Origin of the sequence: Streptomyces sp. NPDC048185 (genome assembly GCF_043202495.1) — a bacterium.
Taxonomy (GTDB): Bacteria; Actinomycetota; Actinomycetes; order Streptomycetales; family Streptomycetaceae; genus Streptomyces.
Genome location: NZ_JBIDAN010000005.1, coordinates 160,555 through 170,499 on the forward strand (window position 1 = coordinate 160,555; position 9,945 = coordinate 170,499).

12 protein-coding genes and 1 pseudogene are annotated in these 9,945 nt (G+C 69.7%); 10 read left to right on the forward strand and 3 right to left on the reverse strand.

The window, feature by feature from the left end; genetic code table 11:
• Positions 1 to 102 precede the first annotated feature (102 nt).
• Together ACGF3H_RS16730 and ACGF3H_RS16735 are read left to right on the forward strand one after the other, a co-directional pair.
• Positions 103 to 813: a hypothetical protein gene (locus ACGF3H_RS16730; protein WP_362497668.1), complete on the forward strand. Its 711-nt coding sequence runs from the start codon at positions 103 to 105 to the stop codon at positions 811 to 813.
• An 85-nt stretch (positions 814 to 898) separates the two neighbouring features.
• Entirely contained in the window at positions 899 to 1,216 is a 318-nt protein-coding gene (locus ACGF3H_RS16735) for an Imm51 family immunity protein (protein WP_362497670.1), read from the forward strand.
• Between the two features lie 27 nt (positions 1,217 to 1,243).
• Here ACGF3H_RS16735 and ACGF3H_RS16740 read toward each other — a convergent pair.
• Positions 1,244 to 2,366 (reverse strand): annotated as a pseudogene (locus tag ACGF3H_RS16740) (IS630 family transposase).
• A 502-nt stretch (positions 2,367 to 2,868) separates the two neighbouring features.
• On the opposite strand from ACGF3H_RS16740, the gene ACGF3H_RS16745 reads away from it, so the two are divergent.
• The 3 genes from ACGF3H_RS16745 to ACGF3H_RS16755 all read left to right on the forward strand — a co-directional run bounded on the left by ACGF3H_RS16745 (position 2,869) and on the right by ACGF3H_RS16755 (position 4,720).
• On the forward strand, positions 2,869 to 3,390 hold the full coding sequence (locus ACGF3H_RS16745) for a hypothetical protein (protein ID WP_362497672.1): 522 nt from the start codon (positions 2,869 to 2,871) through the stop codon (positions 3,388 to 3,390).
• Positions 3,391 to 3,695: 305 nt separating this feature from the next.
• Positions 3,696 to 4,253 (forward strand): hypothetical protein, encoded by a 558-nt coding sequence (locus ACGF3H_RS16750; protein WP_362497675.1) that lies wholly within the window; start codon positions 3,696 to 3,698, stop codon positions 4,251 to 4,253.
• A 161-nt stretch (positions 4,254 to 4,414) separates the two neighbouring features.
• Positions 4,415 to 4,720, forward strand: coding sequence for a hypothetical protein (locus tag ACGF3H_RS16755; protein WP_362497677.1), 306 nt, complete (start codon positions 4,415 to 4,417; stop codon positions 4,718 to 4,720).
• A 34-nt stretch (positions 4,721 to 4,754) separates the two neighbouring features.
• Here the strand turns inward: ACGF3H_RS16755 and ACGF3H_RS16760 are convergent, their stop codons facing one another.
• A complete protein-coding gene (locus ACGF3H_RS16760; RefSeq protein WP_362497679.1) occupies positions 4,755 to 5,252 on the reverse strand; it encodes a YfbM family protein in 498 nt (165 codons plus the stop codon).
• 553 nt (positions 5,253 to 5,805) lie between these two features.
• Between ACGF3H_RS16760 and ACGF3H_RS16765 the strand changes: the two genes are divergently transcribed.
• From ACGF3H_RS16765 to ACGF3H_RS16785, 5 genes are all read left to right on the forward strand, one after another.
• Positions 5,806 to 6,069, forward strand: a complete 264-nt coding sequence (locus ACGF3H_RS16765; RefSeq protein WP_362497682.1) for a hypothetical protein — start codon at positions 5,806 to 5,808, stop codon at positions 6,067 to 6,069.
• A gap of 53 nt (positions 6,070 to 6,122) precedes the next feature.
• On the forward strand, positions 6,123 to 6,347 hold the full coding sequence (locus tag ACGF3H_RS16770) for a hypothetical protein (protein WP_362497684.1): 225 nt from the start codon (positions 6,123 to 6,125) through the stop codon (positions 6,345 to 6,347).
• Positions 6,348 to 6,665: 318 nt separating this feature from the next.
• Positions 6,666 to 7,049 (forward strand): hypothetical protein, encoded by a 384-nt coding sequence (locus tag ACGF3H_RS16775; protein WP_362497687.1) that lies wholly within the window; start codon positions 6,666 to 6,668, stop codon positions 7,047 to 7,049.
• A gap of 194 nt (positions 7,050 to 7,243) precedes the next feature.
• The gene (locus ACGF3H_RS16780; protein WP_356304686.1) at positions 7,244 to 7,450 is read left to right on the forward strand and encodes a hypothetical protein; all 207 of its coding nucleotides are present in this window, start codon (positions 7,244 to 7,246) and stop codon (positions 7,448 to 7,450) included.
• A gap of 347 nt (positions 7,451 to 7,797) precedes the next feature.
• Positions 7,798 to 8,628, forward strand: a complete 831-nt coding sequence (locus ACGF3H_RS16785; protein ID WP_362497690.1) for a DNA cytosine methyltransferase — start codon at positions 7,798 to 7,800, stop codon at positions 8,626 to 8,628.
• Between the two features lie 236 nt (positions 8,629 to 8,864).
• Here the strand turns inward: ACGF3H_RS16785 and ACGF3H_RS16790 are convergent.
• The coding region (locus tag ACGF3H_RS16790; RefSeq protein WP_362497693.1) for a hypothetical protein at positions 8,865 to 9,945 on the reverse strand (1,081 nt) is incomplete at its 5' end.

Sequence of the window (9,945 nt, forward strand, 5' to 3'; positions counted from 1 at the left end):
GTGACCCGGCAACCAACCTCAGCCTCACAGAATGGACGTCCGTCCTCTGGCTGACGGAATCTGTTCGACGGATCGGGCCGGGACAGGCCATGATGCGCATTCGTGACAGCGATGAAGCAGTTCGTGATCCGGGCCGCGGCCCGCAACAACGCCGAGTGGTGCGCGTCGATGAGCCGGTCGCACGGTTTGGCGGGCGAGTTCGGGTTGCATGCTTGGGCCGTTCCGGCCCGGCCGCCGCTGTACTACCCCGACGCGGTGACGCTGCTGCCGGGGGCCTGTGCCGCCGCGCTGGTGGACCGGATCGATACCGCCGCTCCCGGCGCCTGCGTCAAGGACAGTTTCGCCGACCTCGATCTGGCGGGGGCCGGTTTCAAGGTGCTGTTCGACGCGCAGTGGATCCACCGCCCGGCGAGCGTGCCGACCACCTCATCGGATCTCGCCTGGGATGTGGTCAGCAGCCCGGACATGCTGCGGGCCTGGGCCCTTGCCTGGGACGACGGGGACGGCAAGGCGGACCTTTTCCGACCCGAATTGCTCGATGACCCGGCGACGTCCGTGCTCGTCGGACACTCCGCTGACGGCCTGGTGGCCGCTGGGGCGGTGGCGAGCCGCAGCGGCCATGTGGTGGGAATTTCCAATGTTTTCGCGGTGGAGGGCGGCGCCGACCGGGCCTGGCCGGTGGTGCTGGACGCAGTGCACCGGCTGTTCCCCACCCTGCCCGCGGTGGGCTATGAGCACGGTGCGGACCTGGATGCCGCCCTCCGTCATGGCTTCGAGGTGGTCGGTCCGCTGCGAGTCTGGCTGCATGGCTAGTGCTGTGACCGGGAAGGTTCACCGGGTTTGTTGAGCCGTGAGGGACGGGGTGAACGGTTCGCGTGGTGGGTGAGACGATCGCGCTGTGACCATTCACCTCCATGACTTCGACGGCGAGCACTCGCTGACGTTGGATGTCGGCGGCCTGGCTGCCGATGCCGCCATAGTTGCCGCCGGGCACGAGCCGAACGGGTACTTCTGGGAGGGTCTCGTGCGGTTTGCCTGGCCGGATATTGCCGAGCACGTCGATTTCGACAGCGAGGCAGGCATGTTCTGCGCGGTCGGCAGTTCGGGCGACCTCGCGCGACTGAAGATGGCCGTCGAATCCGTCATCACAAACCCCGAGGCAGTCCGCAACATCATTGCCCGTGCGGAGGCTTCGGGCGTCGAGTTCGACGACTGACGCTGTGACCTGGCCGGGTTGAGAGGGTCAGGCTGCGGCCGGCAGGGGCCTGCCGCCCCAGCGGAGACCTCGTTCGCTGCGGACTCGTGCGCGTTCGCGTCGTTGGGCCGCCAGGACGTCGGGGTGGCGGGCGTTGTTGTTGCGCCAACGCAGGTAGGCGTGCAGGGCCCGGGTCTGGACGGTGTGGTTCGGATGGTGGGAGTTGGCGAGGGTGAACTGCCGCAAGGGCCCGAAATAGGCCTCAATGGGGTTGGCCCAGGACGCGTAGGTGGGCGTGAAGCACAGCTCGACCTTGTTCCTGGCCGCCCACCTGCGGATCTTCCAGTTCAGGTGGGCGGAGAGGTTGTCCAGGATTACGTAGATCGGGCCGCCGTCCGGGCGGGCGGCGCGGATCGACCGCAGGGCAGCCCAGGTGTGGTCGATGCCCTTGCGGCGCCGGGTTGACACCCCACAGCTTGTCGTCGCCGACGGAGTAGCAGCCGTGGAAGTAGGTGATGCCGTGGGTGCGGCGGTAGGTGGCCGGCAACCGGTTGGGGCGGTTCTGTTCGGCCCAGCAGGAGCCGGCGGTGGGACGGATGCCCAATGGTCCGAACTCGTCGAAGGCGAATGTGCGGTCCGGACGCTCGTTGACCGCGTACTCGATCCGGGCCAGCTTGGCGTCGAAGGCGGGGTCCGGGGACTCCTTCCAGGTCTTCGTCCGCTGGAAGGTGACCCCCCGGCGGGCCAATAAGCACCGCAAGGCCTCGCGGCCGATCCGGACGGGCCTGGCGATATTCCGACGCAGGTGGTCGGCGAGTTTGCGGACCGACCAGTGGGTGAAGGGCTTGCCCAGCACGGTCGGGCGGGTGGTGGCCGTCTGGATGACGAAGTCCTCGTCGTTACTGCTCAGCAGGCGGGGACGGCCTCCCGCCCACTGAGGGTTGAGACATGCGAGCCCGATCTCGTTGAAGCGGTGGATCACGTCACGGACGGTGTCCTCGTCCGCCTGGACCAGACGCGCGATCACCGGGACCGGGCTGCCGCCGGCCGAGGCCAGCAGCATCATCGCCCGCCGGAACCGCACCGAGCTCGTACTGCCCCGCCTAACGATCTGCTGGAGCTTCTGCCCCTCCTGCTCCGTCAGCCTCCGGACCCTGACCGGTGGTGCCATCTCGCCTCCCCTGCTGGTTGGAAGCGACATCGCTTCCAACCAGCACAACGAGCACCCCGGTGAACCTATGCGGTCACAGCACTAGACAGGCAGCACTGGTGCGGCCTGCCCCGGGAACACCCCTGGGGCGGGCCGCGCGTGCGTTTCCCCCTCTTCGTACCCCACTCTGCCCTGTTCCGTCTCGGACCGCCCGCGTCTGCCATGCTCGGCTACCCCCAGGCGGTGCCCCACCGGCCGGGCTGGGCCGCTTACCTGCGCCGCCGACTTGGCCCCGGTTCGGCGCCCGGATGCCGCGATCCCACTCGGGGCCGTCCCCGGCGCCCGGCCCTGGGCCCCGGTCCGTTTGCCGCACCCCCGTTCTTTCTGGCCCGACGCGTGCCAGGCCCGTGGCCAGCCGGACAGCTGGTCCACTCCAACACGGCATGAGGGCTGCTTGACCGGCTTGAGCCCGCAGCACCCACGGTGCGCGTCGTCCGCCACAACCCCACACTGGAGAACCACCGTGTTCGATATACCGCCGCAGCATGCTGCCGCCGTCAAGCAGGCGGAAACCGCCCTCGTCACCCGATTCCCCCGCCACGTCCCCGACGAGCAGGACGGATGGCTCATCCTGACCCGTTCGGACCGGCCGATGGTCGTATGGGACCTGAAGGAGAAGACCGGCGCCGACACCCCCGAGCAGGAAACCAAGCGCATCGAATGCGCCGGCGTCCTGGCCGCCGTCGGCCTGGCCGTCACGCTTCCCCCGGACGCCTACATGGTGTTCTTCGCCGAGATCCCCGCCGATCGCACCAGCCCCCGCTACACCGTCGTCACCGACGACAGCGGACTCGGCGGCATGTTCGGCGGCCCGCACCTCGTCATGGACAACTGGACGGGAGTCCACGTCGCCACCGCCCACACGCCCGAGACGGCTGCACAGCGCTGCGCCGACTTCACCCGCGCACAGGACACCCTCGACGCCCAGGTGGCCTCCGGCAGTCTCCCGGCAGGCAGCTGCGCCACCCCCGACACCACCGCGTAGACCGCCCCCGCCCCTGGAGGTCTGCGAACAACGTGCCCCACTCCGGCCTCCCCGCGGGGCCGGAACCGGAGCAGTTTCCGGGGCGGTGCCGTCCGTACGGCCGACGCCGCGCGTTCGCCGGGACGCCGCGCGACGGCCGGTTCCGGATCGGGAGCACGTCATCCAGCTTCCGCGGCCCGGCCATAACGACAGGTAGAGCACCTCGGGACTCCACCAGTTGCCGGGCTTGCCCCGCGCAGGGACAGCGTGCTGCCACCCCGAGCCGCCGTCCGACGGCCGGACAGCCACGCTGAGAGGACCGACCCATGGTTTCCGACCTCACCCCGCTTCGCCACGAGCAGGCGGCGATTAACCGTCTGACCGAACGCCTCGCCGACCTGGGCGTCCCGGCCACCGCTATACAGGCCCTCGTCGACAACGCCGACCCCGGCCGGTGCGACCACTACAAAGGCTTCAGCGACTGCCAACTCGACCTCGGCCACCCGGAGGAGGACCACTTCTGCGTGCATTCGCCCCTACCGGGGGAGAAGACCCAGACCAAGTGGGCGACCAGGTGGAACTCACGCAGTAAGTGGGCACTCGACCGACGCTTCACCCTGCCCGACCCGGCGACGCCCGCCATGCGCGCGCACGCCGAACTCGTCAACGAGGCACGGGTGTTCATCTGCCAGCCGGTCACCGACACCCTGCTGTACCTGCACATCCGGCTCGGCAGGAACGACACGGGCCTGCACACCTGGCTGCACCGCATCGGCTTGAGCCGCGAGCAGGCCACACGCACCGAACACGGCGACTACCTCGCACGCGGCCACCTCAACGGCGCCCGCATCGCGTTGATCGCGCACGCTTACTCCTACCGCTGACCACCAGGACCGGGCCCCCACCAGTCCGGCCCGCCCCGCAGCCACCGGTCCCGGCACCGCGCCCGCGGTGCCGGGTCCGCCCCCCGCGTGCACCCGGATACGCCACCAGGCGAGCCAGCACTGCCCTTCGCGTACATGCGCTCACGAGGTTGGATGGCTTCATGGTGAGACGACAACGGACGAAGCAGCGGGCGCCCTTCGGCAGGCCGAAGAACATCACCCTGCTGGCGACGGCGGATGGCTGGCGCTACAGCGTCGCCACGGAAGAGGGCGGAACACTGTGCGGGCGTCTCGCCGATGTGCCGGCCAGCGCCGACCCAGCCGAGGCGCGGACAGCCGCAGAAGCCATGGTGACGGCCCTCGCACAGGACTTCCACGGCGCCAATGCCGAAGTGACGTGGGGCTCAGCTCCGGAAAGGCAGTCCTGGACAGGCGAGGTGACCCTGGCAACGCCCCCGAGAAGCTGAGCTGGTTGTTCAACGTCCGACCGCCGGGGGTGGCTCAGTCAAGCCAGATCAGCATCGCGTGCCCGGCGGATGCGCCACCTTGGAAGAACTCGGTCAGGGGAGTCAACAGGTCGCGGGCCCACTCCAGTGAGGTGGGCGAGTCCCAGATTTGAGGGTAGACGCCAGCCTCGGCAAGTTCGGAGGGATCGACCCCCTCGATGAGCTGGTCGTACGTCGTCTGCTGCAGGGCGTCTGCAGCCAGCCGGACCCGGTCTGGAGTCAGATACTGCGGCGGCCCGTAGCCCCAGTCGTCGGCAGCGAGGAGTTCCTCGCCGTGGACGATGTCGACCGGGAAGGCCGAGCGTCGCAGAAGGAAGCCGAGCAGATCCCATGTCTTATGAGTGGTGAAGTGCCGCGCCTCGTGCGGGGCTGGCTCCTGCCCCTCCTGCGCGTCCTGAATTGCCTCGGCGAGATCCAGGGCCCATTCGGGATCCTTGACGGCCTGGTCCAGTTCCGCAGGCGTGACGCGCAGGTACTCCCCATTCATACTCATGCGCCGCAGCTTACGGAGCGGGTCTGACAAGCCCGGGCTGGGCCTCAGCTGCGGGGAACTTCGTGCGTCGGGGCCCGGTGCCCTGCCCAGGCTGGGCCGGCCGTGCGTATGCCGTGCCGGTGGCGCGGACTCGCGACCTTGCTTGTGGCGTCGGTGGCAGCGCCGCCCGGCAGGTCCGTTCCGGCCGTGCCCCCCGAGATCGGCTCGCCGCGGCCTGTGTCGCCTCGACCCGGCCCCGCACCGCCAAGGCCCGCGCCAGGCATGGGCCGGTAGTTGCGGGGCTTAATCCCCGGTCAGGGCAGTCTCGGCTTGGCCGGTAGGGATGCTCCCGCCCCCAGGTGCGGTCGAGTCTCCGGCCGCCGGGCCGCCCTCACCCCCTGGGGTGGCCCCGCCCCCCTCCATGGCCCCCCGGCCACTGGCCCCGCGCGCCACCGCCGCAACCTCACCGTGCCCGAGCGCTTCGACGACTGGCCCGTGAACCGGGCGCGGCCCACGGCTCGCGCCCCGGCCCCTTCCGCACCCGTACGCCCCGCAGCAAGGGAGAACACCCGCCATGCACACCCCTGCCCGTCCCGCCGTCGTCTACGGCGCTCTCGCCGAGAACGTGACCGTCCCCCAGGTCGATGCCGCGATCCGCGTACTGACGCAGGCCTGCAAGCCCCTGGCGGCATTCCGGGGCCGCCGCTGCATCGGGAACGGTGCCTACCTCGACCCACACACGCTCACCGACCAGGTCGTCCTGACGTACCGGTCCGAAGCTGCCCCCACCTCGGCCCCGGCCCGGCCAAGCACGTCCGGGCCAAGGAACGGGCACTGAACGAACGCATCCTGACCGGCTGGGCGGACCTCTTCCAGTCCGAGGGCTGGCAAGTGGACCGGTACCTGGAGACCGACCGCTACGACGCCTACCGGCTGGTGCGTCTGCGCCTCACTCCGCCCGCCGACGCGGCACCCGGCCGCCGCGTACTCACCTCCCTTGAGCATCACGCCGCCCGGCACGCCATCGAAAGCGCCACACGCGAAGAAGGCGCCGACCCCGGCACGATCCTGAACGCCGTCCTTCACGCGCTCAACATCTCCGCACCCCCTGCGTAATAGCAGCTCACCCACGGCTGGGACGCGCCGACAGCGTCCCAGCCCTCCCGCTTCCAGCAACTTGCCCGAAGCGCTGCGCGGTCCCGGACCGGACGGCCCGGACCTCCACCGCCGCGCGCTTGCGGCCCGCGTGCCGGCGGATCCGGCCCAGGTGTGGGTCCGCAGGAGGAGCGCGTTCTCGGGCCTCGGAGGGCGACTCTCGAGCACCGTTGGTTGCGGGGCTTGCTCTCCGGCGGGTGATGGTCGGCCCACACCACACCGCACCGCACCGCCCCGGGTCACTGTCCCGGACCGGAGCCCACACCAGGGAGGCCCCTGATGAACGTCACGCGCAGCGGTTACGTCTGCACCCGCCCCGACATCCTCGCTGCCCTCCGTGAGGAAGCCGCCAGCACCCCCGCCCACCGACAGTTCACCGAGACCGCCATCACGGCGTTCGAGGAGGACGGCCCGGACGCCGAACCGCTGCTGCACGGCTGCCCGCAGGCGATAGCCCGTCTGATCTTCGACGAGGTCGCCGAAGCCTACGACCCGGCAGACCGCGCCGCGCGTGACGCGGCGAGCACCACCACGTGGGTGCGGGACTTCGCCCTCCCCTACACCAGCCACCGACGCGAGAGGGCCCGACGCGCAGGCAGGGCCCACCAGCTGCGCAACGCCCGCGGCCTGGACCGGCTCCGCATCCACCTCACGATCGGCTGACCACCCCCGGCATCCCCGCCGCCCCCGGACTCCCGCCCGCACAGCAGGAGTCCGGGAGCGTTCGCCGTTCCCGCGTCCGGGCGGGCCCGTCCACCGGCCCCGCCCCCGGCCCGGCCACCAGGTGGCCCGCATCGGGTCGGAGGGCTGTCTGCGTCTGCGAAAATGTCGCAAACCTGACAACGGGGAGGCGTGTGGTGGCAGACCTGTCCGACTTCGAGCCCACCGGGCCGAGGCGCGAGTTCATCGGCTTCATCTGGATCGATGGCCAGTGGGAGAAGGAAAAGCGGTTCCGGCTGATGGCTTCGTCGTCGACCGAAGCCCGCGCCCTGGTCATCGAGCAGTACGGCGAGGGGCACGTCATCTCGGTGTGGAACGAGGAAGACGCCAGACGCCCCAGGTAGACCTCACCACGGCCTCTTCAGAGTTCTCCCATCGGGCGACTGAACCGCCGCGGGTCACAGCAAAGACGGCGCGGCGTGCGGGCGTTGGCCGGAGCCCGCGCCGCACGTCTCGGCCCGGCGCCGTGCGGTCCCCACCTGGGGCCGCGTCGTCTCGGGGTTGCCCGCCGTGTCTCAGCGGCCGTCGCGCCGAGGCGGCCGGGCGGCTCGCCGGCAGCTTCCGGCCGCTGCGCCCGCCCGGTCGACCAACCCGAGGCTGTGCCCCGCCTCGGGCTGTTCGCCACGCCTGGTCCGCCACCGGTCACGCCGGACCGCTGCCACCGCGGCAGCGGTCCGGGCCACGGCTGGCTGTGTCCGGCCGCCGTGTCTCATCCGGTCGCCCCGCCCCGGAGATACCTGCCGCGCAGCTCGCCGCCCGCCAGGACATCCGTGCGGGTCTGGCCACGCTCGACGACGAACGCACCGGCCTGGTGCTTGAGCCCCTGCGCTGGACCCTCCAGGCCCTCGACGCGGGCCGCCCGTACCGCACCGTCCTGCTGGAGCAGGTACCCACTGTGCTGCCCGTGTGGGAAGCGATGGCCCAGATTCTGCGCAGCGAGGGATACACGGTTGTCACCGGCCGCATGCACGCCGAGGAGTACGGTGTCCCGCAGACCCGTGCCCGCGCCGTGCTGGTGGCCCGCCGCGGCGACCAGGCGGCTCTGCCCGCACCGACCCACCGCCGCTACAGCCGCACCACCACCCAGGAGGACGGCAACCAGCATCTGCTGCCCTGGGTGTCGATGGCCGAAGCACTCGGCTGGGGGATGAGCCACCGCCCCGCGCTGACCGTCGCGGTCGGCACGGCAGCCGGAGGCCCCGACCCGTCCTGCGTCGGCGGTTCCGGAAGCCGCGCCACCCTGTACGGGGAACGCGACGCGGGCCGCTGGATCACCAACACCCCGCTGACGGACGCCGATGAACTGCCCGCCTACCGCGGGGGCCGCAAGGTCATGATCCGCGTGTCCGTGGCCGACGCGGCCGCCCTCCAGACGTTCCCGCCCGGCCACCCCTTCCAAGGCACTCGGACCAAGCAGTACGAGCAGGTCGGCAACGCGATGCCGACGCGCCTGGCCGCGGCTGTCATCCGACGGGCGATGGCCCCCCAGCTCGCCGCCCGCACAGGCAACCAGGCCGCCTGACACCACAAGAACAGCACCCCCGGGCCCGAGCTCAGCGCAGGCCGGGGGGCCGCTGTCGTGCAGTGTTCCCAACGTCCTGTGCCACACCCCAACCCGTCGGCGCCGAAGCCCGGTTACGGCGTAGGTCCCGGGCGCCTCTATCGTGTGATCACCGGACTGCACTTGCCCGCGTCCGGGGCTGTCGCACGCCCTGCCGGCCACCATCGAGTTACCGGCTTTCAGGTTTCCTTCGGACGTCACAGCGTGTCAATGTCCGATGTGCCCACCTTGACGTCGAAATAGAGTTCGTATCGGCCTTCCTCCGGGTTCACACCGACGGGCAACTTGACGTTGTACGGGTTGGCTCCGAAAGTCCCCAGCGAAGGTGGACTCCGCCAATCCATGCCCGCAGGGTCGTAGTCGAACAGAATTTGACCGTTGCTGCCGATGGAATCGTCACCGAGTCCGAACACAGCGGCGACACCCTCAGGAATCCATCCGACCAAGATGTCGCGGAACCACTCCGGCACCACATGACTGTCAGTCGTAGCAGCACCGAACGAGGCCATCGCCTCCTCGAACTTTCCGACCGCCGACTCGGCGACCTTCTTGGCCTTTTCCGCGGCTTCTTCAGGGGAGCCTTCGTCGTTCTCGTTGGCGATGACGCCGAGAATCACCGGTGGAACAATCCTGTCCTCAAACCCCGCCACTCCTGACACGATGGTATGGTCCTCGCCCGCGTCAACATTCTCGACGGGGCCAATCTTCCGGGTCACAGCCTTGTTTGCGCCCACAACGCTAATGAGGAAGTACGGCTCGTCCGACGCCGACCATTCGTCGGACTCCTCGAGACAGTGAAAACCGAGGAAGCGCACCATGACGCACCACGTCTTTCCTGGACCATGCACTCCGCCGTGGTGGAGCACATGCACAGCACCGCCGGCGAAGGGTCGCAATGCGCCATCAGCGACTGGCCGCACAGCACCCATCGGCAGACCGAGAGGCCCCGTGATCCCGCCCGCAGCCTTGTAGCGCTCGTCAATGAGCCTTCGCGCTTCCGTCAGATCAATCCCGGAAGTCGCGACGATGCGCCAGGGTGGTGCGACGAGGATGTTCTGGCCGTTCTCGTCGACGAGTCCGATGCGGTTCCTGATCTTGTGGCCGTCCATGAACCAGATTTGCAGGCCGCCGTCGTCGTTCTGCCACAGGATGTCTGGCCGGCCGTCGGAGTTGAAGTCTCCGGTCGCGACGATGCGCCAGGGTGGTGCGACGAGGATGTTCTGGCCGTTCTCGTCGACGAGTCCGATGCGGTTCCTGATCTTGTGGCCGTCCATGAAC

What these genes read in the sequence shown, in the direction of transcription:
- ACGF3H_RS16750 (WP_362497675.1), top strand. Translation starts at nt 3,696, where the DNA reads ATGGTTTCCGACCTCACCCCGCTTCGCCACGAGCAGGCGGCGATTAAC.
- ACGF3H_RS16755 (WP_362497677.1), top strand. Translation starts at nt 4,415, where the DNA reads ATGGTGAGACGACAACGGACGAAGCAGCGGGCGCCCTTCGGCAGGCCG.
- ACGF3H_RS16760 (WP_362497679.1), bottom strand. Translation starts at nt 5,252, where the DNA reads ATGAGTATGAATGGGGAGTACCTGCGCGTCACGCCTGCGGAACTGGAC.
- ACGF3H_RS16765 (WP_362497682.1), top strand. Translation starts at nt 5,806, where the DNA reads ATGCACACCCCTGCCCGTCCCGCCGTCGTCTACGGCGCTCTCGCCGAG.
- ACGF3H_RS16775 (WP_362497687.1), top strand. Translation starts at nt 6,666, where the DNA reads ATGAACGTCACGCGCAGCGGTTACGTCTGCACCCGCCCCGACATCCTC.